Annotated in this window: 25 protein-coding genes and 2 pseudogenes; 14 read left to right on the plus strand and 13 right to left on the minus strand. The window is 63.9% G+C overall.

The genetic code is table 11. From position 1 onward, the window contains the following. Positions 1 to 36 precede the first annotated feature (36 nt). Both HV773_RS36795 and HV773_RS36800 read right to left on the minus strand, forming a co-directional pair. A pseudogene (locus HV773_RS36795) lies at positions 37 to 329 on the minus strand (integrase core domain-containing protein); the annotation flags it as partial. Between the two features lie 42 nt (positions 330 to 371). Continuing rightward, the gene (locus tag HV773_RS36800; RefSeq protein ID WP_246282254.1) at positions 372 to 788 is read right to left on the minus strand and encodes an aminotransferase-like domain-containing protein; all 417 of its coding nucleotides are present in this window, start codon (positions 786 to 788) and stop codon (positions 372 to 374) included. 42 nt (positions 789 to 830) lie between these two features. On the opposite strand from HV773_RS36800, the gene HV773_RS36805 reads away from it, so the two are divergent. Continuing rightward, positions 831 to 1,451, plus strand: coding sequence for a transporter substrate-binding domain-containing protein (locus tag HV773_RS36805; protein WP_343052326.1), 621 nt, complete (start codon positions 831 to 833; stop codon positions 1,449 to 1,451). A 137-nt stretch (positions 1,452 to 1,588) separates the two neighbouring features. Here the strand turns inward: HV773_RS36805 and HV773_RS08215 are convergent, their stop codons facing one another. After that, entirely contained in the window at positions 1,589 to 3,013 is a 1,425-nt protein-coding gene (locus tag HV773_RS08215; RefSeq protein ID WP_175194662.1) for an aldehyde dehydrogenase family protein, read from the minus strand. Between the two features lie 101 nt (positions 3,014 to 3,114). Between HV773_RS08215 and HV773_RS08220 the strand changes: the two genes are divergently transcribed. Beyond that, the gene (locus HV773_RS08220) at positions 3,115 to 4,041 is read left to right on the plus strand and encodes a LysR family transcriptional regulator (protein ID WP_175194663.1); all 927 of its coding nucleotides are present in this window, start codon (positions 3,115 to 3,117) and stop codon (positions 4,039 to 4,041) included. 307 nt (positions 4,042 to 4,348) lie between these two features. On the opposite strand, the pseudogene HV773_RS08225 reads toward HV773_RS08220, so the two are convergent. The 5 genes and pseudogenes from HV773_RS08225 to HV773_RS08245 form a co-directional block, all read right to left on the minus strand. Next, a pseudogene (locus HV773_RS08225) lies at positions 4,349 to 4,537 on the minus strand (Ada metal-binding domain-containing protein); the annotation flags it as partial. 101 nt (positions 4,538 to 4,638) lie between these two features. After that, positions 4,639 to 5,541, minus strand: coding sequence for an anti-sigma factor family protein (locus HV773_RS08230; protein ID WP_175194664.1), 903 nt, complete (start codon positions 5,539 to 5,541; stop codon positions 4,639 to 4,641). Further along, a complete protein-coding gene (locus tag HV773_RS08235) occupies positions 5,531 to 6,181 on the minus strand; it encodes an RNA polymerase sigma factor (RefSeq protein WP_175194824.1) in 651 nt (216 codons plus the stop codon). The genes HV773_RS08230 and HV773_RS08235 overlap by 11 nt, the downstream gene beginning before the upstream one ends. 43 nt (positions 6,182 to 6,224) lie before the next feature. Continuing rightward, positions 6,225 to 6,962 (minus strand): hypothetical protein, encoded by a 738-nt coding sequence (locus HV773_RS08240; RefSeq protein WP_377730218.1) that lies wholly within the window; start codon positions 6,960 to 6,962, stop codon positions 6,225 to 6,227. Between the two features lie 53 nt (positions 6,963 to 7,015). After that, entirely contained in the window at positions 7,016 to 7,318 is a 303-nt protein-coding gene (locus HV773_RS08245) for a hypothetical protein (RefSeq protein WP_175194386.1), read from the minus strand. A gap of 263 nt (positions 7,319 to 7,581) precedes the next feature. Here HV773_RS08245 and HV773_RS08250 point away from each other — a divergent pair, with 263 nt between their 5' ends. The 4 genes from HV773_RS08250 (at position 7,582) to HV773_RS08265 (ending at position 10,436) form a co-directional block, all read left to right on the plus strand. Next, positions 7,582 to 8,526: a metallophosphoesterase family protein gene (locus HV773_RS08250; protein WP_175194666.1), complete on the plus strand. Its 945-nt coding sequence runs from the start codon at positions 7,582 to 7,584 to the stop codon at positions 8,524 to 8,526. A gap of 35 nt (positions 8,527 to 8,561) precedes the next feature. Further along, positions 8,562 to 8,909 (plus strand): cupredoxin domain-containing protein, encoded by a 348-nt coding sequence (locus HV773_RS08255; protein ID WP_175194667.1) that lies wholly within the window; start codon positions 8,562 to 8,564, stop codon positions 8,907 to 8,909. Between the two features lie 144 nt (positions 8,910 to 9,053). Continuing rightward, on the plus strand, positions 9,054 to 10,001 hold the full coding sequence (locus tag HV773_RS08260) for a LysR family transcriptional regulator (protein WP_175194669.1): 948 nt from the start codon (positions 9,054 to 9,056) through the stop codon (positions 9,999 to 10,001). 165 nt (positions 10,002 to 10,166) lie between these two features. After that, on the plus strand, positions 10,167 to 10,436 hold the full coding sequence (locus HV773_RS08265) for a hypothetical protein (RefSeq protein ID WP_175194671.1): 270 nt from the start codon (positions 10,167 to 10,169) through the stop codon (positions 10,434 to 10,436). 42 nt (positions 10,437 to 10,478) lie between these two features. Here the strand turns inward: HV773_RS08265 and HV773_RS08270 are convergent, their stop codons facing one another. Further along, entirely contained in the window at positions 10,479 to 11,324 is an 846-nt protein-coding gene (locus HV773_RS08270; RefSeq protein ID WP_175194673.1) for a GNAT family N-acetyltransferase, read from the minus strand. Between the two features lie 131 nt (positions 11,325 to 11,455). Between HV773_RS08270 and HV773_RS08275 the strand changes: the two genes are divergently transcribed. Then, positions 11,456 to 12,556 carry an NAD(P)H-dependent flavin oxidoreductase gene (locus tag HV773_RS08275; protein ID WP_175194675.1) on the plus strand — a complete coding sequence of 367 codons (1,101 nt, stop codon included), beginning with the start codon at positions 11,456 to 11,458 and terminating at the stop codon, positions 12,554 to 12,556. A 46-nt stretch (positions 12,557 to 12,602) separates the two neighbouring features. Here HV773_RS08275 and HV773_RS08280 read toward each other — a convergent pair whose 3' ends face one another. The 3 genes from HV773_RS08280 to HV773_RS08290 form a co-directional block, all read right to left on the minus strand. Further along, complete coding sequence (locus tag HV773_RS08280; protein ID WP_246282245.1) at positions 12,603 to 13,403, minus strand: arylamine N-acetyltransferase family protein; 801 nt, start codon at positions 13,401 to 13,403, stop codon at positions 12,603 to 12,605. Between the two features lie 89 nt (positions 13,404 to 13,492). Then, positions 13,493 to 14,812: a nucleotide disphospho-sugar-binding domain-containing protein gene (locus HV773_RS08285; protein WP_175194680.1), complete on the minus strand. Its 1,320-nt coding sequence runs from the start codon at positions 14,810 to 14,812 to the stop codon at positions 13,493 to 13,495. A gap of 30 nt (positions 14,813 to 14,842) precedes the next feature. Further along, on the minus strand, positions 14,843 to 15,472 hold the full coding sequence (locus HV773_RS08290) for a TetR/AcrR family transcriptional regulator (RefSeq protein ID WP_217481900.1): 630 nt from the start codon (positions 15,470 to 15,472) through the stop codon (positions 14,843 to 14,845). Positions 15,473 to 15,664: 192 nt separating this feature from the next. On the opposite strand from HV773_RS08290, the gene HV773_RS08295 reads away from it, so the two are divergent. From HV773_RS08295 to HV773_RS08310, 4 genes are all read left to right on the plus strand, one after another. Next, on the plus strand, positions 15,665 to 15,916 hold the full coding sequence (locus tag HV773_RS08295) for an EF-hand domain-containing protein (RefSeq protein WP_175194682.1): 252 nt from the start codon (positions 15,665 to 15,667) through the stop codon (positions 15,914 to 15,916). A 257-nt stretch (positions 15,917 to 16,173) separates the two neighbouring features. Then, on the plus strand, positions 16,174 to 16,500 hold the full coding sequence (locus HV773_RS08300; protein ID WP_175194683.1) for a hypothetical protein: 327 nt from the start codon (positions 16,174 to 16,176) through the stop codon (positions 16,498 to 16,500). Between the two features lie 147 nt (positions 16,501 to 16,647). After that, positions 16,648 to 17,172, plus strand: coding sequence for a glycine zipper domain-containing protein (locus tag HV773_RS08305; RefSeq protein WP_246282246.1), 525 nt, complete (start codon positions 16,648 to 16,650; stop codon positions 17,170 to 17,172). A gap of 241 nt (positions 17,173 to 17,413) precedes the next feature. Next, the gene (locus tag HV773_RS08310; protein ID WP_246282252.1) at positions 17,414 to 18,097 is read left to right on the plus strand and encodes a response regulator; all 684 of its coding nucleotides are present in this window, start codon (positions 17,414 to 17,416) and stop codon (positions 18,095 to 18,097) included. A gap of 36 nt (positions 18,098 to 18,133) precedes the next feature. Here HV773_RS08310 and HV773_RS08315 read toward each other — a convergent pair whose 3' ends face one another. After that, positions 18,134 to 18,484: a hypothetical protein gene (locus HV773_RS08315; protein WP_175194687.1), complete on the minus strand. Its 351-nt coding sequence runs from the start codon at positions 18,482 to 18,484 to the stop codon at positions 18,134 to 18,136. Positions 18,485 to 18,762: 278 nt separating this feature from the next. Here HV773_RS08315 and HV773_RS08320 point away from each other — a divergent pair, with 278 nt between their 5' ends. The 3 genes from HV773_RS08320 to HV773_RS08330 all read left to right on the plus strand — a co-directional run bounded on the left by HV773_RS08320 (position 18,763) and on the right by HV773_RS08330 (position 21,306). Continuing rightward, positions 18,763 to 19,062 (plus strand): YXWGXW repeat-containing protein, encoded by a 300-nt coding sequence (locus HV773_RS08320; protein WP_175194688.1) that lies wholly within the window; start codon positions 18,763 to 18,765, stop codon positions 19,060 to 19,062. A 182-nt stretch (positions 19,063 to 19,244) separates the two neighbouring features. Next, on the plus strand, positions 19,245 to 20,534 hold the full coding sequence (locus tag HV773_RS08325) for an ATP-binding protein (RefSeq protein WP_175194690.1): 1,290 nt from the start codon (positions 19,245 to 19,247) through the stop codon (positions 20,532 to 20,534). Positions 20,535 to 20,715: 181 nt separating this feature from the next. Further along, positions 20,716 to 21,306, plus strand: a complete 591-nt coding sequence (locus HV773_RS08330; protein WP_175194692.1) for a lipid-binding SYLF domain-containing protein — start codon at positions 20,716 to 20,718, stop codon at positions 21,304 to 21,306. Positions 21,307 to 21,330 lie beyond the last annotated feature (24 nt).

Below are 21,330 nucleotides of genomic sequence, written 5' to 3' on the forward strand. Positions count from 1 at the left end.
TGTCCGCAGATGTCGTATCCTCTAACCGAGCGCTTATTATGAAGCTTGCTTTCTCTTTGCGGCGTGCCAGCTTTGCTTAAATTGCATTGGACTAACGTAATTAAACGTCGAGTGCGGTCGCCGATGTTTGTAGACGCTTAACCAGGCGATCACCTCGTCCATTGCTTCGCGACGCGTCGCAAAGCGTTGACCGTGATGCGCGCCTGCTCCAGCGATCCCGGCAGGCTCTCAGTCAGTTCGTTATCCTGATAATTTATGCTGCGGCTCATCGAACTGCGCATGCCGTAACTCCTGAGCAGGTCATGGAACTTGGAGCTGCAATATTGGGCGGGTTTGAATCTCCAGTCTGGCCGCCCATCCGTTAGTCCCGTTCAGCGCGCTAGCTGGATCTGGGCCAACTGACCCAGTTGGCGAACGCCACCTTCGATGCGGTCGTTCCACGCATGCCCCGCGCTCAAGCGCAGGCAATTGCGAAAGCGCCGGCTCGCGGAGAACACATCGCCGGGCGCGAAGCAAATACCTTGCTCAAGCGCTTCGTCGAAGAGCGTGCGGGAATCGACGCGCCTCGGCAGTTCGAGCCAGAGCGCAAAGCCACCCGCCGGCCGGCTCACTTTCGTGCCGGCCGGGAAGCTGGTTTCGATCGCACGCGTCATGCGCGCGAGGTTTGCTTCGAACAGGCGGCGGATCGCGCGCAGGTGCGTTTCGTAAGCACCACTCTCCAGAAAATCCGCGAGCGCGACCTGCGGCAAGACGGGGCCGCAAAGGCTGAACGCGAGCTTGCGTTCCATCACCTGCTGCGCGTAGGCGCCGACATCGAACTGGCCGAGGTGGTGCTGCGGGCAGCCGGTGTCTCGTCCATCGACTATCAGCGGGTTCCGTTCGATGAGCTTTTGAGCGGTGTGCAGGAAGGTCGTTGGGACATGAACGTGCCGATTTTCGTGACGGCGGAGCGTGCAGGGAGCGTGGCGTTCAGCGCGCCGGTCTGGGCGCTGGGCGACGGCTTGCTGCTCCGGCATGGCAATCCGAAGGCGCTGACGAGCTACGGCGCCGTCGCGGCGCGCAACGACGCGCGGCTCGGGATTGTCGCCGGGACGGTGCAACTCGACGCCGCGAAGTCCGCAGGCGTGAGCGATCGCCAGATCATGGCATTCAAGGACCAGCCCGACGCGATCGACGCGCTGCTGTCAGGAACGATCGACGCCTACGCGAGCACGGCGGTGGGAAGTCGTGCCCTCGCGAGTGCCAATCAGGAACTTGAAGTGGTTGCGCTCGAGATGCGTCAAGACGGGCGAGCGCCCGTGGGCGCCTTTTCATTCAGCAAGCGCAATCCTGATCTTCTGCAGGCCGTGAACGAGCAACTTCGCCGGTACCTCGGTTCGGATGATCACCTTGCCCGCATGGCGAAGTATGGGCTCACGCGCACGGAGCTCGACAGCGTGAGCGCGTCCTGAACGGCACAAGGTGCAAGGCCGGATACTCTGCGGCGCGGACCTGCCCGGTGCAGAAGCCCAATCGCTTTGGTGCCGCACGATTGTCGGGTAATACGCGGGCGCCCGGCGAGCGCATCGGACAAGGACACCTGGAAGGTTCAGCCTGCGCTCACCAGCAAGGTCTTGGGTTCCAGATACGCGCTCATGCCCCAGCGGCCCATTTCGCGCCCCAACCCCGAATGCTTGAAGCCGCCGAAGGGCGCGCGCGGCTCGTTGACCAGCGTGTTGACGAGCACGCGGCCCGCATCGATCTGGCGTGCCACGCGCGCGCAACGCTCGGGATCTGTGCCCAGCACCAGAGCGCTCAGGCCATAGCGCGTGTCGTTGGCGATGGCGATCGCGTCGGCCTCGTCCTCGTACGGGATGATGGTCAGCACGGGGCCGAAGATTTCCTCGCGCGCGATGCGCATCTGGTTGTTCGCGCGGGTAAAGAGAGTGGGCTTCACGAACCATCCGGCGTGCAAACCCTCGGGCCGGCCTTCGCCGCCCGCCAGCAGCGTCGCGCCTTCTTCCTGCCCGATGCGGATGTAGTTCTGCACCCGCTCCCATTGCTTCTTGCTCACCATCGGGCCGATGTCGGTGTCGGCCTGGCGCGGGTCGCCCGATCGGATGTGCGAGACCGCCTCCTTCGCCACCTGCTCGAACTCGGCCAGGCGGCTGCGCGGCACCAGGATGCGCGTGCCCGCGATGCAGGCCTGGCCGCTGTTCATGAACCCTGCCTGGAGCACGAGTGGCATGACGGCGGTGAAGTCCGCGTCATCGAGCACCAGGGTGGGCGACTTGCCGCCCAGCTCCAGCGTCACGCGCTTCATCGTGGCGGCGCCCGTGGTCACGAGGTGCTGGCCCACGGCGGACGAGCCCGTGAACGAGATCTTGGCGATGCCGGGGTTGCGCGCGATTTCCTCGCCGACCACGTCGCCGCGGCCATTGACGATGTTGAACACCCCCGGGGGGAGATCGGCTTCGTGCAGCGCTTCGGCAACGATCTGCGTTTGCATCGCGCTCATCTCGCTGGGCTTGATGACGGCGGTGCAGCCCGCCGCCAGTGCAGTAGCCAGCTTGTTGCAGATGAAGCCCGCATTGCTGTTCCAGGGCGTGATCAGGCCCGCGACGCCCACAGGCGTCTGGATGACCGTGGCCGCGCCGGTCTTTTCCTCGAACACGAAGGACTCCAGCGCATCGATCGCCTGGGCAATGACGTCGGCAGGATACGTTGCCATCCAGTGCCCGCGCACCGAGGGTGCGCCGTATTCCATCAGGATGGCCTCCATCAGCGCGTCCTTGCGCGCGGCCACGGCCCGGTGCATGCGCCGCAGGGCCGCGACGCGCTCCTCGCGCGTGGTGCGCGACCAGGCGGGGAATGCAGCCTGTGCCGCCGCGATGGCGCGCTGAGCGTCGTGCGCATCGCCCAGCCGCACCTGGCCGATGACTTCCTCGGTGCTCGGGTTGTGGAGGTCGAACCATTCCTGGCCGTGCGGCGTGACGAATTCGCCGTTGATGTAGATGTGTTCGATGCGTTGCATGGCAAGCTCCTCGGGGGTGATGCAACACAGTCTAGGACGGTGTTATTGTTCTGATAAGCCGTCTTGTTGAGGATGGCGCATACCGAAATTCAGGACAATTCATGCACAGAACAGGCATGACCGAGCTGGAAGTGGTGCTGGCCGTCGCGCGCCGCAACAGCTTTCGTGGCGCGGCGCAGGAACTGGGCATGTCCACCACCGCCGTGAGCAGCGCCGTGGCCGGGCTGGAGGCGCGCCTCAAGGTGCGGCTGTTCAACCGCTCGACGCGCAGCGTGGCGCTGACCGATGCCGGGCAGCGCTATGTGGAGCGCATTGCGCCCGCGCTCGCCGAAATCCAGAGCGCGGGGGAAGAGGCCAGCACCGGCCCCGACGTGCCCAGCGGCACGCTGCGCATCAACGCGCCGCAGGGCGCGGCGTCTCTGCTGTTGGAGCCGCTTTTCCTGCAATACGCGCAGCGCTATCCCGAGGTGCGCATCGACATCGTGAGCGAGTCGCGCATGATCGACGTCGTGGCCGATGGCTTCGACGCCGGTATCCGTCTGGCCGAATCCGTGCCTCAGGACATGATCGCCGTGCCGCTGTCGCGCGACATCCGCATGCTGGTGGTGGCGACGCCCGAGTACCTGGGGCGCCACGGCACGCCCAGGCACCCGCGCGATCTGCTCAGGCACCAGAGCATTGGCATGCGCATGTCGCACGGCGGCATCTATCGCTGGGAGCTGGCGAAAGGCGGGCAGAAGCTGCAAATGGATCTGCCCGTGCGCCTTGCGCTCAACGAGCTGCCGGCCATCAAGCAGGCGGTGCTGCTCGGGCTGGGTATCGGCTTCATCTCCGAGTGGTTCATCGAAGAAGAGCTGAAGGCCGGCGCGCTGGTGCCGGTGCTGGCGCCGTGGTGCCCATCGTTCGGCGGGCTGAGGCTGTACTACTCGGGCCACCGTTTCGTGCCCGCGCGGCTGCGTGCGCTCATCGGCCTGGTTCATGAGCTGGGCCTGGCTGGGGCGCCGTTGCGAGGCGTTCGAGCAGGCTGAATCGAGCGTGTCGGGGCGCAGCGCCGCCTGGCTTTGCGGGCTGCGCCCCGTGCCGACTTTGCCGTCAGGGCCATTCGGCTTCGATGTCTCATGTCGTTGCTAGAAGTCGATCGGCCCTATTGGCGTGCAGGTCAATAGGGCACGCCGTTTCTTGCGATTGAAGTTCGCCGCATGGCGTCGAGTGTGAGTTCGAGGGAAGATGGCGCTATTGAATCTGAGTGTCGGCAGCCTGATTCAACCGCAAGGAGCGGAGTTTCGCCGTACCGGCTACGCTCTATGAACGAGCGGGGCGGGGTGCGCAGGGTAACTCTGCCGCATGACGGTAAAAGCGGATGTTCTCGCGTCGCGGCGTCTTCACGCGGCACACCGGACGGCAATACATGCCGGTGCTTACGGCCGCGAAAAAGGCGCCGTCGAAGCGCGCGTCACGTGCCTTCAGCGCCAGATAGCAGGCGTCGCTTTCGGGAGCGTCGATGGTGGTAAGCACGAGCGGCATCGTACCTCTTGGCCGCCTGCGAGGTTCCCCATTTTCGGACATGTGTTCGGCCGCTACGGCGCCTGCAGTCTCCGCAAGGTTTCTCCGGCGCGCGCTTCGAATCATCCACTTCCGTGCAGTCGGGCCTTCAGAGCGGTTTCGAACGCGGTCAGCGCTTGCGGAGCAGCGTCCGTGATCGCCCACCAGGTCATCCCGCTGTCGTGCCAGCGCTGCAGCGAGTAGCCCTCGCGGCCAATCTCCCTGGCCGGGCCCGCAATAGCTTGATCGGAGTCCGGGAACACATACACGTCGATCACATGCTTGCGGTAGTGATAAGTCAGGACCGCCACCCGCCGATGTCCGAGGTAGTCCAGCCGGCCGCCCACCAGTGGGAAGCCGCTCGCAGTCAAGTCCTCGACTGGAGGCGCATAGTCGATCCGGCCATTGAACCACGGCTTCACCGTATGCTGATCGGACGAAACGACGTCGATGTCGCGCCCTGAAAGCTGAGCCCGGACATGGCTCGACACGAGTTCGTCGACGAACGGGCTGTCGTCGACCGGACGAGGCAGCGTCAAGATCACGCCCGCCGTCACCGCGCATAGCGCGAGCGCCAGGCCCGTTAGCCCCGTTAGCCCCTTCAACCAGCCGGTGCCTATTCCCTTGCCGGAGGAGGCGGTGCTGCCGGCGGCTGTCCCGAAGCCGCCCCCGTGCGGAATCCGCCAGCCGTCGAGCCACGCAAAGCGTCTCTGCTTACGCGTGGGTGCCACTCTGTCACGCGTTTCATCCGCATCGAGCGGTAGCGGGGCGGCCGGTAACGCGGCGGCTATCCGCGCGCGTAGCCCTTCGGGCGCACGGTAATATTCGGCGCGGTGCACCGCGCGGCTAACCGCGTGCACCGTCTCGCTTTCGCGGCGGCATGCGTCGCAGCCCACAACGTGCTGCTGCAGGCGATGTTCATCGGGTGGCGACAGTTCCCGGTCGACGCTCGCGTCCAGGAGCGGCCTTGCCTCTTTACAGTCCATCTGGCATCTCCCTTCCAATTCCGTCTCGATGGTTGCGTGGGGGCAAGTCGCCGCGTAACGCGCCTGGCAGGTCGCGTGCATCGCCCGATGCACTGCTTCGCCGGGCGTTAGCGGCTTCGCCGCGGGCTGGCGACTTCACGCCACGCGCCTGCAATGCGCTCAGCAGCGTAGCCAGCTTGCGGCGCCCACGCGCCAGGCGTGACATCACGGTGCCCACGGGCAGGTCGGCAATCTCCGCGATCTCGCGATAGCTCAGTTCTTCCAGTTCGCGCAGTATCAGCACCTCGCGAAACTCGACCGGCAACTGCTCCAGCGCCGCATGCACGAGACGGGTGTCCTCGTCGCGGATGAGGAGCGTTTGCGGATCGGCGCATGCGGTGCTCCAGCCGTCGATCGTGGCATCGTCGAGGTTGTCGTCGAACTCGGCAACCTCGTGCGACGACTTGCGCCGCCGCCACTCCGTATACCAGGTCCGCCGTACGATCGCCAGCAGCCAGGGGCGCGCGGTGTCGCCACGAAACGTATCGAAGAAGCGCAATGCGCGCATGAACGCCTCCTGCACGATGTCGTCGGCATCGTTGGGGTTGCCGCTCAGCCAGCGCGCGAGGTTGTACGCGGCATCGAGATGCGGCAACGCCATCTGCTGGAAACGGCTGTTGCGGGCAGCGTCGTCGCTATTGATCTCACCCACACCGTCTCTCCACGCCGGCTTTTGCCGGAGAGCCCACCGGATGTTTTCGCAGCCTTCGACGTTCAAAGACGTTGCGCAACTGACCCAGGATCAACGCACTGGCAATCAGCGCGAGATACAGAGCGACGAGATTGTGACGCGTGGCATCGAGGGCTGCCTGATGGATCACGAGCGTGGCATCCGCGGGCGGAAGAATGCGACGCTGCCCAACGACGGCTCGCATCATCCGGATAAAGCCCGCAGCGGACAGCAGCGGCAACAGCACAACGAACGCCAGCAGCGCAGGCCGCAGGCGACGCGCCCACGGAAAGTGGCGCAACCGGAACCACAGCCCGAGACAGCCGTGGATCCAGCCGGGCGCGAGCAGCGCCAGTTGCAGGCCCTGCGTGCCGCTCGCAAGCAGCACGACAATGACGCGCTCGTAGTCAGGTTCGAAGCCATAGAGCGAAGACGCAAGCCGGGTCGTCACTGCATGGCGGATAAGCAGAAGCGGCAAGCTGAGCCCGGCCCACAGGCGGATCCATTCCGCGGGCGGCAGCACCCAATGGCGTCGCCCGTATATCGTGTGCAACGCCAGCGAAAAATGCAGGGTTGCAGCACCGTAGAGCGCGATCGTTCCAGGTATGCTGCGCCAGAGCCGCAGGGCGAGTATGAGACCGCGCCCGGCAAGGTCGAGCGACCAGATCCCGAGCGCGTGATTGACCAGATGCAGCAAGAGATAAGTCAGCATCACGAGGCCAGAGCCGAGTTGAAGCCGGCGCAGAATGGATTGCACCCCGGCGCTCACTTGCGCCTCCAATGAGCGATGCGCGACATTCTTCGAGCGGGCGTCGCCATGGCGCCCGCCATTCTCGCGAGTTTGTTGATGCGCCGGCCTGATTGGCCAGATGCGCGGTCAGCCGCGCTGAACGCCGTTGACCGGTGCGGGGCGCTGTCCTGCTCCTCGGCCGTGCATTGAAGCAGCGATTCCGCGAAGCGCTGCAATGCCGATATCGAACCGCATACGCTCTGGTATTCCTCGCGGCCAATCCTGCCGTCGAGGATTACCGTCAATCCCGACGCACGAGCCCTGTCGATGATGTCCATTTCGTTTCCCTCATTTCGTGTGCGTGTGCCACGACTGCAGTACCGCGAACCCGCGCCGGTTATTCCCGGATTCGACGAGGCAGACGTGGGGCCGGCGGGTGCGCCAGGCCTGCGTCCGTGCGCGTTGCCGCAGGACAGTGAAGCGACGTGTCCAGGATCGGGAATAAAGCGGCCGCGTGGGCGGTATTGCACCTGAAACCCGCCCTGGAGACGCTCCGGATCGAACCGGCCGGCGGCTTCCTGAACCCAGTCGAGAGGACACCATGTCATCAGATCTTCCTTCCCAACCGTCGCGCCGCAATGCCTTGAAATGTCTCGCCTTCGGTGGCGCGGGCACCGTGTTTGTGCTGGCCGGAGGCGTTCTCACGCCCGTGCATCTCGCCCTTGCCGCCGGCACTGAGGACAAGTCGGCGGTTTCCGGCATTCCGCTGTTCCTGCAGATCAGCGACTCGCATATTGGCTTCAACAAGGAAGCCAATCCCGATGTCGCGGGCACGCTCAAACAGACGATTGATTACGTCAATGCCATGCCGGTCAAACCTGCCCTCGCGATTCACACGGGCGATATCACCCATCTTTCCAAGCCGGCGGAGTTCGATCTCGCGTCCCAATTGCTCTCCGGGCTGAACGTCACGGAGTTGCACACGGTGCCGGGTGAGCACGATGTGACGGACGGACCGCAAGGCGAATACTTCAAGCGCTTCGGACAGGCGTCAGACAACCGGGGCTATTACAGCTTCGACAACCATGGCGTGCACTTTGTCGGGCTCGTCAATGTGATGCATTTCAAGCCAAACGGGCTGGGAAGCCTGGGTGATGAGCAGCTAGCCTGGCTGGAAAACGATCTGAAGGGCCGCACCTCCAGCACGCCGATCGTGGTGTTTGTGCACATGCCCATGTGGACGATCTACGAACCCTGGGGCTGGGGCACCGGCGATGCGGGTCAGGCGATGGAGTATCTGAAGCGATTCGGCTCGGTCACCGTCATCAACGGTCATATTCATCAGATCGTTTCCAAGGTGGAGGGCAATATCACGTTCCATACCGCGCGCTCGACCGCCTATCCGCAGCCGACGGCCGGCAATGGTCCCGGGCCTGGGCCGCTTGTAGTGCCGGGCGATCAGCTACGAAAGATGCTTGGCGTAACCAGCATCAGCATCTCGCGCCACCCTCTCGCCGCGTCGCTTTCCGACAAAACGCTCGCCTGACGACGATAGGCATCCATTGAACAAGGATCGAAGCCATGCTATCCGCTTTCTTTCATCGCACCTTCATCCCTTCCGTCGCGAGCGGGATGCTTATCGTCGCATTGGCCGCAGCGTCGCCTGCCGCGAAGGCCCAGGACCCCGATGAGATCATCATCAAGAATTTCATGTTTTCGCCGATGTCCCTGACGGTCAAGACCGGCACGACCGTGACCTGGAAAAACATGGATGGCGAGCCGCACTCGATCGTCAACGATGCAGGCGTCTTCCACTCCGCAGCGCTCGACCAGGACGATACCTTCCAGTTCAAGTTCGACAAGCCGGGGGTCTATAAAGTGTTTTGCGGCATCCACCCGTACATGAAGGCAACCATCACGGTGCAGTAGGTGGACTGGCGTCCATTCGGTGCGGAGTGACAAGGCAGTTTCGATGCACAGAAAAAGCCAATCTCGCCGGTATCGAGTCGTGCGGCGCCTGTCGCTGGCCGCACGGCCTTGAGCTTTCCGCCTTCATCGGCCCGGACTCATCACATGGACCAGCTACAAGCCATGCGCGTCTTCACGCGTGTCGTCGACCTGAGCAGCTTCAGCCGCGCGGGCGATCAGCTCGGCATGTCCGCTGCCGCCGTCACGCGCAGCGTCAGCATGCTGGAGGCGCATCTGAACATACGCCTGCTGAATCGCTCCACGCGCAGGCTCTCGCTCACCGAGGCGGGCCGCCTCTATCTGGACGGCTGCCGCGCCGTGATAGAAAAGCTCGACGAAATGGAATCCGAACTCGTGCGCGCCACGTGCGACCCGAGCGGCGCGCTGCGCATTGCAGCGCCTTCGGTGTTCGCAAGCGGTGCGCTCGCTGCGCTGCTCGATGCGTATCGCGGCATGAATCCACGCGTGGATTTCGATGTGACTGCGTACGACAGCCACATCGACATGATCGAAGGCGGCTTCGACGTGTGCTTCGCCACCGATCGCCAGCAGGTGAACGCCTCGCTCGTGAGCCGCAAACTTACTTCCCTGAAGGAGATCGTGGTGGCGGCGCCCGGCTATCTCGCGCGCAAAGGCGTGCCGCGCACGCCCGGGGAGCTCGCGCAGCACGACTTGCTCGCCGTCTCCGACGCGCCGCGTAGCTGGACCTTCGGCAACGCCGAGGGCCTGCAGCGCGTGAGCGTGAACGGTCCGCTCACTGCGAGCGGCTACGCCACCGTGCGCGCCGCGGCGCTCGCCAACATGGGGATTGCACTGCTGCCGCTGCCGCTCGTTACCGACGACATCGCGCGCGGCATGCTGCTGCCCGTGCTCGACGCGTACGACATAAGCGGCGGCATGCAGCACGTCTTCATCGTGTACCCCGGCCGCAACTACCTGACGATGAAAGCGCGCAGCTTCATCGACTTCGTGGTCGAGCAGTTCCGTGCCGATCCTGCAAACGCAGCCAACGGCACGCACAGCGCGCCGGCCGCGCTGTGCGCCGTCGCATAAGGTACATCGAGCACATATCCTATGGCGTGCATGTCGCCCGAACATCGCAAGATGCGGGGAAGAGGATCCGCTCGCTACAAATAATCCGGGAATAAAGTCGCACCAAGCTGAGTTATGCATGATGCAGCAAGCGAAATTATCTGAATTCAAACATAGGAGTTCGAAATGAAAAAGTATCTTGTTTTAGGCCTTTCCGTTGCCGTTCTTGCATCGGCTAGCGTCGCGACCAACACGTTCGCTCAGGAAAAGACCGATGCCGAAGTACGCCAGGACTCCGGACACCAGGTGGCCCGCAACCAGCAAAACGCAAGCGGCGTCGGCGCCGAGATGTCGGGCTCGGGCGCATCGGGCGTCGCCGGACCGTCGGGGGCTGGCAAGGCGGAGCCGAACTGTGTCGGTCCGGCCAGTTTTTGCACGCTCTTTTTCGGTAGCTGAATATTCGCGCGGACATACACGCATGCGCCGGGGGCTGCTTTTTCACCCCAACTCAAACGATGTCACCCCAAACACGCGATCGATCGCAATCGCCGGCGCGTCTTTCGTGTACATCCGCGCGGTTTCGAAAACGCTCGTCATGCCGTGCCGTTGCGCTAGCGCGACGGCAGCAGGATTCGTTTCCGGCACGTCGAGGACGATGACCTCGCCGGGCATGCTCGCTGCCAGCGCGCGAAACAGTCCAGTCGCGACGTCCGCGTCGTCGGCGAAGAGCGGGCCGATCTTGCAACCCGCCTTGCAGCGGCGCACGACGCCGTATCCGGCGACACGGCCCGCGTCGACGGTTGCGAGCGCAACGGCATCCGGCTGCGCGATCCAGGCGGAGACGAAACGCTCGCGCGCTGCGGGAAAACACTGGCGATCGTAGGCAAGCAACTGCTCGAACGGCACGCTGGACGCTGCCGTTGCATGCGCGCACCCAATGCCGCCCACGCGCCCCTGATAGCGGATGTTGCGATGCGCAAGCCGGAACCCGGACTTCCGATAGTTCGCCTGCTGGGCAACGACGCCGTCGAGACCGATGTTGCGCTCTCCGAGATAACGCATGCCGTGCTGCCAGATTCGCATGCCGAAGCCTTTGCCGCGAAACCCGGGTTTCACGATGTAAAGACCGATGAAGCCAACACATTCGTCATAGGCAACGGCGGCGAGGCACGCGACCGGCTCGCCGCGCCAGACACCGACGAAGAAACCGTTCGGGTCTGCCTCCCTGAAACAGTGCGGGTCATGCAAACCGGGGTTCCACCCCTCCGCAGCCGCCCATTCGACCGACATGGCGACCTCGCCGGCCGACATGGTGCGCACAATGAAGTCTCCGCTTTGATCCATGGTTCCTCCCGGTTGGAGATGAACCTTATTTTCCCCCGATACCCAAATGGCCGGCGCTTTTGCGGCGCCTGGCGTAGCATGAGCGCTGTTTCGCTGTCGACCAGAGGGACTCCACGCTGGAGGAAAACGATATGAGCACTCAATTGGACAGTCGCACATTGCTGCGTTTGCTCGGCGTGCGCACGCCAATCATCCAGGCGCCGATGGCCGGCGTCAGCACGCCCGCGCTGGCGGCCGCCGTGTCGAATGCTGGCGGGCTTGGCTCGCTGGGCGTCGGCGCGACGAATGCCGGCGGCGCGCGCAAGATGATCCGGGAAACGCGCGCACTGACCGGTAAGCCATTCAACGTCAATGTGTTCTGCCATCGGCCCGCTGTCGCGAATGCGGCGGTCGAGCAAGCATGGCTCGGCTGGCTCGCACCGGTGTTTGCGCAGTACGGCGCGACGCCGCCCGAATCGCTGGCGGAGATCTATACGAGCTTCGTCGTCGATGAAGCCATGCAGCAGATGCTCGTTGAAGAGAAGCCGGCCGTTGTCAGTTTCCATTTCGGGCTGCCGCCGGCGGAAGTCATCGCCGACTTGAAGCGTGCCGGCATCACGCTGCTCGCGAGCGCCACGAATCTCGAGGAAGCGACCCAGGTCGCGGACGCGGGCGTCGATGCGATTGTTGCGCAGGGGATCGAGGCGGGAGGGCATCGCGGGGTGTTCGATCCCGATGCCGGCGACGATCGTCTCGGTACGTTCGCGCTGACGCGTCTCATCGTCAGCGAAGGGCGGCTGCCGGTCATCGCAGCCGGCGGGATCATGGACGGCGCGGGAATCGCGGCGGCGCTCACGCTAGGCGCGCAGGCCGCGCAGCTTGGGACCGCATTTGTCGCGTGCCCGGAAACGTCGATCGACGACGGTTATCGCCGTACGCTGCTCGGCGAAGCCTCGCGTCACACGACGTTCACCACGGCGATCTCCGGACGGCCCGCGCGTGCGATGGTGAATAAATTCACTGCCCTCGGCGACGATCCGCGCGCGCCGCGCACGCCCGCGTATCCGATCACCTACGACGCCGGCAAGGCGCTGCACGCGGCCGCAAAGGCGAAGGGCGAGTTTGGCTTCGGCGCGCAATGGGCGGGGCAGGCCGCGGCGCTTGCGCGCGCGCTGCCGGCAGCCGAGCTGGTCGAGCAACTGGAGCGCGAAGCGCGCCAGAGCATCGAGCGGATGCAGGCGTTGTCGTTCTGATGGACGGAGTCACCCACGGCGCCCGCGAGGCGTTGGGCGGAAATGTTCAGTTGCTCGTCCGGAGCTTTTCCCAGACGCGGCCAGCCTCGGGAATGTCGAGGTAGAAAATCGTATTGAATGTGTCCGCGAGATGCTCCGCGCTCGTGATGCGCTGTTCGCTGACGCTGTCTGCCGTCACGCTGCGCAGGCAATCGTTCTTCAGGACGATATAGCCATCGGCGGTATGCCGCAGGATCGCCAGCGCATTTGTGAACGGCGAGCCGGGATCCTGCATCAGCCAGCCAAGCGCAGCGCTTATCGCGGCCTCGTCGCTGTGATCGGGCCGGAAGTCGAAGCTGTGCGCGAGGCCATTCGAATGGTTATTGAAGCGCAGCCAGCCGTCGTCTGTCGGCAAGATCGAAAAATCGAAACCGCGCTGGCTGATCGGCCCTGCGGCGAGCGGCACCGGTTCGACGATGGCGTCCGCGAGGCCCACCTCGGCAAGGTACGGCCGGTCGAGATCGACACGCAGAGTCAGATGGTTGCCGATGGCGATGTCGCCGATCATTTCACGATTGACGCCGCTGCACAGGCGGGTCACGCGAAAGCCGAGCGCGGCGAGCGCCGCGCCGAACAGACCGTTCATCTCGTAGCACCAGCCGCCGCGCCTGCCCTCCACCATCTTGGCGAAAGCGACGGCTGGCGAGATCGAAGACGGCCATCCCATGAATGCATCGAGCGCCTCCCAGGTGAAGGCCATCAGATGGGCGCGGTGAAGTTTCGACAGGCTGTCGACGTCGAGAGAAACCGGCCGCTCGACCCCGATTCTCGCGAGATAGGCGTCCAGTTGGCCGGACGTCAGGGTCATTCCATTTTCGCTTGAAGAGACGTGTGTCATTTTCGGCTTCCTTTCGAGGGACCGCTTTCGAGATTTCCGCCGCGATCAGCGAGTGCCAATCACGTCGAGGACAGGGCGCTTTGGGAAGACTTCAGTACGAAGTCCTCAATTTCTGCGGCGATCCGCTCAGGCCCCGGACCTTCCTTGGCGACAGCGCGCCCAAGCGCCATCGCCCGCTCGGCAAAGCACCGCTCGGAAAGGACGCGCCGCACGGCCTCGCCGATAATTATTTGATGTACTGAATGATCGAGGCGCAGGCCCGCACCGTGATAGTCCACCCGCGCGGCGTTGTCGTTCTGGTCGCGACCCATCGGGAGAATGACGAGGGGGACGCCGTGGTGCAGCGATCGCATGATGGTGCCGTGCCCGCCGTGGGTGACGACAGCACGGGCTTTGGTCAGGATGTCGTCATGCGCTGCGTTGGAAAGAACAGTGACATTCGCCGCCGCTTGAAGGCGCAGTCCCTCGAGTGCCTTGCCCAGGGTGAGGACCACCTCGACCGGTTCCCCGGCCAATCCGGATATCACCCGCTGGAGCACATCGGCCTGCCCCTGATTGGTAGTGCTGAACGATACGAGCACGAGCGGCCGCATTTCACGCTCGGGTTGGCTCGTCCAGCGGTCGTGGGCCCAACTCGGCATCTCCAGCAGCGGCCCCACGTAGCGCACAGAGTCCGGCAGGTGTTCGGCGGGAAAATCGAAGCTGCGGCTGGTGGCAGGGAGATGGCGGCCGGCGCTCAAGCGCTGTTCGTGGACATGAGCCAGTGGCGCGAGGCCGAAATGAGCGCGGGCGGCGTTCAGGCGAGGCAGGAAGCCATCCCATGCTTGCTCGGCCATGGCGGAGGCCTCGGCCTCGCGCGCTCGGTCCGACGCCGACCGGGCGGGTTGAAAACCCGGACCGAATGGCGGATGTCCGGGAAGCGGCCAGAGCGAGATGTTGCTGGCGAGCAGGGCCGTGGGGAGCTTCGCGATTTCACCCGCGAGCATGCTGCCGAACAGCAGATCCGAGCCGAGCAGGATATCGGCCGGCTCCGTTGCCAGCGCTTCGAGAATATCCTCGGCATAGCATTGCGCGGGTCCGACGAAGATTCGCGCACACGCTCTCTGGAAGCAGGCGACGGGATCGGCGCTTTCCCAATCACGCAAGAAGCAGCTTTCGTCTGATCGATCCGGACGGTTCGGGGCACGCTTCCATGGCAGGAATCGGGCGCCCGCCTCGATCGCCTCCGCGCTCATCGTGTCGTCGGCGATAAGGCGCACCTCGTGGCCCCGGGCGGCGAGGGCGCGCACGGCCGCGAGCGTCGGCGGGACGTTGCCGCCGCCTTCCCAACAGACCGCCAGGATGCGCAGATGCGGCCCCGCATTGGTCGTCTTGATCATCGCATGGTTCCTTTCTCGATGGAGACCGGATCAGCTCGCCTTATCCTCACGCAGCAGGCGCTCGATAGCCTGCGTCATCAACTGGTGTGTCTTTGCCGCCGAATGTCCCTGTGCCCGACGCAGCAGATGCCAGATCCAGACATCGGTCTGAGCTAGCAGTTGCGCGAGCCGATCCCTGCGGGCCTTGCTGTCGAGTTTGTCGAGCCAGGCCCCGAACATGTCCTCGATCCACTCGCGATGACCTTTGCGTCCGCGATCGAGAACGGCGGCGAATTCGGGAATGCGCGCTTCCTGCCCGAGTGTCCGCACGATGATGTCGCCGGTGCGTTCATAGTCGGCCGTCAGGAGCGCGACGATATCGGCCACGCTTTCTATGGGCGCGCTCCAGCGTTGGGCCCGGATCGATGCATCCATCCGGGCCGCCATGGCGCTGAGCACGCCGGTCTTGCTGCCGAAGCGCCGTATCACGGTTTGGCGGGTGCTGCCGGCCGCTGCGGCGATGTCGTCGAGCGTGATCTCGTCGAACCAGCGCTCTGCGAGGAGCGCGAACAAGGCGTCGAGGATCTGCTGCTCGGTATCCTGAACTGCATTGGCGCGCGCCGACTGGCGATAGGCTCGCGGGGACATGGTGTTGCCCTTTCCTGATTTGGTGTTACGCAAAGTAACGCTAAATAGAGGGGGCGTCTACACGGGTTTACGATGCGCGGCGTTGCAAGGTCGGGCCGTGGACTACCGCATGACATAACTTGACATCTATTTCTAACGATTCGGTAACCTGGCAGCCGGAGGCAGCGCCTACACTTGCCTTCCCGGCGAGTCCTGAATCGTGGCCTCGTCATTCGTGGAGAGGAAATGAAACGCATTTGTCTGATGTTGGCCGCGGCACTGATGGCTTCTTCCGCGTTCGCGCAGGATGCCAGGATGCAGCAGGTGCAGTCCCGCTTCGAAGCCGCCGATACGAATCACGACGGCAAGCTCACACCCGCCGAGGCGCAGGCCGGCATGCCGCTCGTCGCCAAGAATTTCGATCAGATCGACACAGCCCACAAGGGCTATGTGACGCTCGACGATATCGCGCAATTCGCGGCAAAGCGGCATCAATAAATCCGCTTGTATAACGCTCGTTTCAATCCGGCTTTGAAAATCTGAAACGTCGCGTGGCATGACATGCCCGCCCTGTTGTCGCCTTCCCGATCTCGATGTTCCTTCCCGCGTTCACCCCCGTTCGGAAATCGCCGACGGCATGGGCCGTCGACACATGTCGACATAACTTTTGAATAGTCTGGAATGTGCCGCCTCTCTAATGTGATCACTGTCTCACCCGAGGCTTGCAATCTTTCTCCATCTATTCAGGACATCGTATGAAATTCCGATCCCTCGTCCAATTTGCCCCGTTCGCGGCCGGTCTCGTCTGCGCCGGCGTTACGCAGGGCGCGTGGGCTACCAGCGTCGCGGTGGGCATCAGCATTCCGCTGGCGCCGCCGCCGGTCGTTGCCGTGCCCGCGCCTACGTATGGAGTCGCTATGGTGGCCGCGCCGATTGTCGCCGCGCCCGCCGCCGTTGTTGCAGCGCCTGTGGTCGTGGGCCCGCCGATCGTCGCCGCGCCCGTCTATGTGGCGCGTCCGCCGGCCGTCGTGGTCCGTGGCGGATACGGCTATGTGGGCCGCGGTGTCGTGGTGGTTCGATAACGTCGCTGCATCGCAAATGAGCAGGGGTGTCAGGCGGCGCAGTTGTGCATTGCACTTGCGATGCCTGATCGGATCGATATCGCATTGCCATAGGCACACATGCATGCATGTGTGCCGGCCGTGCGTTGAAATGGAAGATGTCGTGTCATGAAGGGGTTCAAGTATCAGTCGGCGGCGGCGATTGCTTTGGCGTTGGCGTGCCTTGGCGGGTGCGCTGTCGTGCCGCCCAGCTATCCGACCGTGATGGCGCTGCCCGAGAAGGGCAAGCCGATTGCGGCGTTCCAGCAAGACGATTACGCGTGCCGCACGTACGCGGCGCAGATCGTCAATCCTGTTGCGGCGTCGCCCGCGGTTGCGAATTCCGGGCTGGCCGCGCCGGCGCTGGGCGCGGCAGGCGGCGCGGCGGCCGGGGCGCTGATTGGCGCGGGGGCGGGCAATGCCGGCGCCGGTGCGGCGATCGGCGCGGGCGCTGGCCTGCTGCTTGGCAGCGCGGCGGGGCGGAACCAGCGTTGGGGCAGTGAAGCCGCGCTGCAGCGTCAATACGATAACGCGTACGCTCAGTGCATCACCGCGAAGGGAAACACGATCGCAACGCCTGGGGCGCCGCGTGCAGTAGCGGTTGCGCCCGCTGTGGTTTACGCGCCCGCCCCGTATTATTACGTTCCTTATTGAACTGAACGGCTTGCCGTCATGGCGCACATCACGCGCGTGGACTGCGAATCGCGCGTGTGACACCGCGCGGCGTCGAGATCTACACTCGTATCTACGCCTGACATTGAACTCGCCCCGAACCGCCATGCCGCCACGCAACCCTGCCGACAAAGATGCACAGAATCCGGCGCTGAATCCGGCGCTGAATCAGGCGCCGAAAGGCCGGATTCTGGTGCTCGACGACGATCTCGAGATTCGCAATATGCTGCAGCGATTTTTGACCGCGCAGGGTTTCGAGGTGCGCGCGGCGAGGGACAGCAATCAGTTCGATACGTTCCTGGAGCGGCATCCGTTCGATCTTGTGATTCTCGACATCATGATGCCCGGCGAAGACGGCCTGTCCATCTGCAGACGCTTGCGCAGCCAGGGGCAGATGATTCCCATTCTGATGCTGACCGCGCGCGGGGATCCGATCGACCGCGTCGTCGGACTGGAAATGGGCGCCGACGATTATCTGGGCAAGCCGTTCTTGCCCAGCGAACTGGTCGCGCGCGTGCGCGCGATGCTGCGCCGCCAGCAGGTCTTTTCGCGTCAGCATGGCGCGTTGGGCAGTGTGGCAGGCGACGATGAAATGCCCTTGCTCCGCATCGGGGACTATCTGCTCAAGCCTCATCTTCAGGAACTGATGTTGGCGGGTGCGCAGGTCGAAGTGGGCGCGGCGGAAATGCGATTGCTGTGCGCGCTGGCCGAAACACCGAACCGGCCGGTCAGCCGCGAGAATCTGATCGAGCGCGCGCACGGACGTCACTACGAAGCGAACGCACGCAGCATCGACGTACAGGTGCTGCGTCTGCGCAAGATCATCGAGGCGGATGCCTCCTCGCCTCGCCATATTCGCACGGTATGGGGCGTCGGCTATATGCTCGTTGCGAAACTCGAGGCCTGAGGGGGCAGACGCGGCTCAGACGCAGTTCGGCCGCGCTCAGATCTGTTCGGTCGCGTGCAGGAAGGTCGCGTTTCGGGGCGGATATTTGTCGAGGCACTCGCCCAACTGGTCGGCCATATTGCCCAATGCGTCGATGAAGATGCCGGACGATCGGCCATAGCGCCGCGCGAGCAAGGCGAGATCCAGCAGACCCGCATAGGTAGGCGTGCATTGCGGCGGCAACGCTTCATTCGGATCAGGCAGAGCGGGCGCGAGCAGGGGCGAGGGCATCGCGGCGATAGACCAGGGGGCTTGCTGCGGCGCGCAGCCAGCCAGCGTTGCGGCGGTGGCAGCGATTGCCATCGCACGGGAGATCTGGCGAGTCACGATTTCAAAGGGGTATTGCATCGGAAGACCTGGTGTTTCGAGTGTCTAGTGGTCGGCGTGGCGCATGACCTACGCAAGGCCGGCGAAACATGCATGGCACTCTAACGGGCCATTGCATGACGATCTGTTGGAAACTTGTGTCGCGAAGTTGCAATCCGCGCGATTTGCGTGGCGGCGCTGAAGATCGACCGGTGCCGGACGATGCGCGATGTAACCGGATGACATGACTCGTTGCATGTTGTATTGAGGCGAGCGTCTATATTGCGTGCCGGTCTTGATCGAAGAAAGAGTGACTTCGTATGAAAAAACTGGATTTCATTCGCGCGGGCGCAACTGGGCTGGCGGCGCTTTACGCAGCGGCGGCATTTTCGCAGGCGGTCGTGATTGCTACTGCACCCCCTCCGGCGCTTCGTTACGAAGCGGTCCCGGTTGCGCGGCCCGGCTATGTCTGGGATCCCGGCCACTGGATATGGCGGGCCGGTGCGTATGCGTGGGTGCCGGGGCACTGGCTGGTCGTGCGGCCCGGTTATCGCTGGATTCCGGGGCACTGGGTCGCGCAGCGTCCGGCGTGGCGCTGGGTGCCAGGGCACTGGGCTTGAGTGCGCGGTGCAACGGCGGTTGTAACGGCGGTTGCAACGGCAGTGGGCATGCTCGACTCGAGCGGCATGCGCGACATGGATAATTGCCTTGCTGCGTTGTATAACCTCGGATAAATCCACGACCCGATTGGCAATATTGCGTCGGGCCTCAGTTCACCACCTGGTATTCGTCGGGGAGCGCCATGTTCGGCTGGTATCGCTCGCTACTGGTGCGCAACGTGCTCGCGCTGATCGTGCTGGTGCTAGCCAATCAGATCTTTGCGGGCACCGTGTATGTGTTCCTCGTTCAGCGCCCGCGCATCGAGGAAGCCGCTTCGCTCGTCGCGGCGCAAATCCGCACAGTGAGCCGGTTGCTTGCCGCGCTGCCGCCGGCGGTGCGGGAGCAGCAACTGCTGGCGATCAATGGCGTATCGCAAAGCGAGGTGCCCGGGGCGAGCGCCACCGACTCGCAGCCGCCCGGCATGGCTGCGCGGTATTTCGTTGCGCGGATGTCGAGCGAGCTGGGCGCGGGTGAACAGATGCGCTTCGAGCGCGGCGGCGCGCACCGCGTCTGGGTTCGCCTGCGGGTGGACGACGCGTATTACTGGATGCTGCTCGCGGGTGCGCCGCACGGCATTCCGAGCTTGCCGTGGACGTTGATCAGCCTGCTGTTGTGTATCGCCACGGTGCCGCCCCTGGTGGCGTTCCTGATACACCGTCCGGTTGAACGGCTGCTGATGCGTCTGGCGCGTGCCGCCGACACGATCGAGCAGGGGGCGTGGCCCGAGGCGGTGCCCGTTGAAGGCGCACACGAACTGGCAATGGTTGCGGACGCATTCAACCGGATGGCCGCATCGCTTCAGGAACTGGAGACGACCCGCGCGCAGATGCTGGCGGGCATCTCGCACGATATCCGCACGCCGCTCACAAAGCTGCGCATGGTGCTGCTGGCTCCGGAATCCGTCGAAGCGCCGGCGGACAGCGCCGAACGTTTCGTCGAGGAAATCGACATGATCGTGCAGCAGTTCATCGACTTCGCGCGCGGTTGGGACAGCGAAACCGCAAGGCGCGGCGACCTCAATGCATTGATCGAGCGTCTCGCAGCCGACTACGTCGGGCTCGAGTATGTATTCGATCTGTCGCTGGAGCCGCTGCCCGAGTTCTCGTTCCGGCCCACGGGAATGCAGCGTCTATTGATGAACCTGATGCATAACGCGGCCGTCCACGGCCGTAACGGGCTGGCGGTCAGGACCCGGATGGCGGGCGGGTACGTGACGATCGACGTCGAGGACCAGGGCCCCGGCGTGCCGGCGGAGCTGTTGCCGCTGATGAAGCAGCCGTTCAGGCAGGGGCCGCAGAGCGATCAGCGCAGCGGCTCGGGGCTCGGTCTGGCTATTGCGGACCGGATTGCGAGGCAGCATGACGGGGTGCTCGACCTGTTGCCGAACCGGCCGCATGGTCTCGTGGCTCGCGTGCGCTTGCCGGTTCGTTGAGCAAGTGAAGAAATCTAAATCATGAGCAGCACAGCACGATTCTGACATGCGTTGAAACAAGTTTTGAGCAGCGTGTAACGCGGCACGCCGGTAAATTGAGTTCGAAGGCGTTGCCAGGCCGCATTGTTCGGCCAGCAACGAGCGCCACTCATTACCTCAATCATCGAAGTCAGAATCAAAGATGTCTTTTAAATTCGTGCGCATGGCCGCAGTGCTGTCGGGCCTGTTCGTTGGCGGTTTTTCCAGCCTTGGATCGCAGGCTGCTTCGTTCTCTTCGCCGGGTAACGCGACTCACGCGACTCACGCGAAACTCGAGCAGGATGCGCGCGCGGCGCTGGCGCGGCTGTATTCAAGCACGCCTCGTGCGAGGGAGTTGGGTGCCCATTCCGTTGCAATCCTGGTCTTTCCGGACATCCTGAAAGCAGGGCTGATGTTCGGCGGTGCGGGCGGCAATGGTGTGCTGTTCTCACGCGCGGGAAAGGTGCTCGGCTACTACAACACGAGCGCATTTTCCTATGGGCTTCAAGCCGGTGCGCAGAGCTTTTCCGAAGCAATGTTCCTCACGAAGGCCGCTGCGATGAGCTACCTCGATAGCAGCGCGGGCTGGTCGATTGGCGGCGGCCCGAGCGTGGTTCTCGCGGACTCGGGCATGGGGCGGGACCTTTCCACTACGACTTTGCGCCCGGATGTTTATGCGTTCATCTTTGGGCAGACGGGACTCATGGCGGGCATGGGCGTGCAGGGCCAGAAAATCACCCGGCTCGGTTCGTGACACGCAACCCGGCATCACAGGATC

The sequence above is a fragment of the Paraburkholderia caffeinitolerans genome (genome assembly GCF_902859945.1).
In the GTDB taxonomy this organism is placed as follows: domain Bacteria; phylum Pseudomonadota; class Gammaproteobacteria; order Burkholderiales; family Burkholderiaceae; genus Paraburkholderia; species Paraburkholderia caffeinitolerans.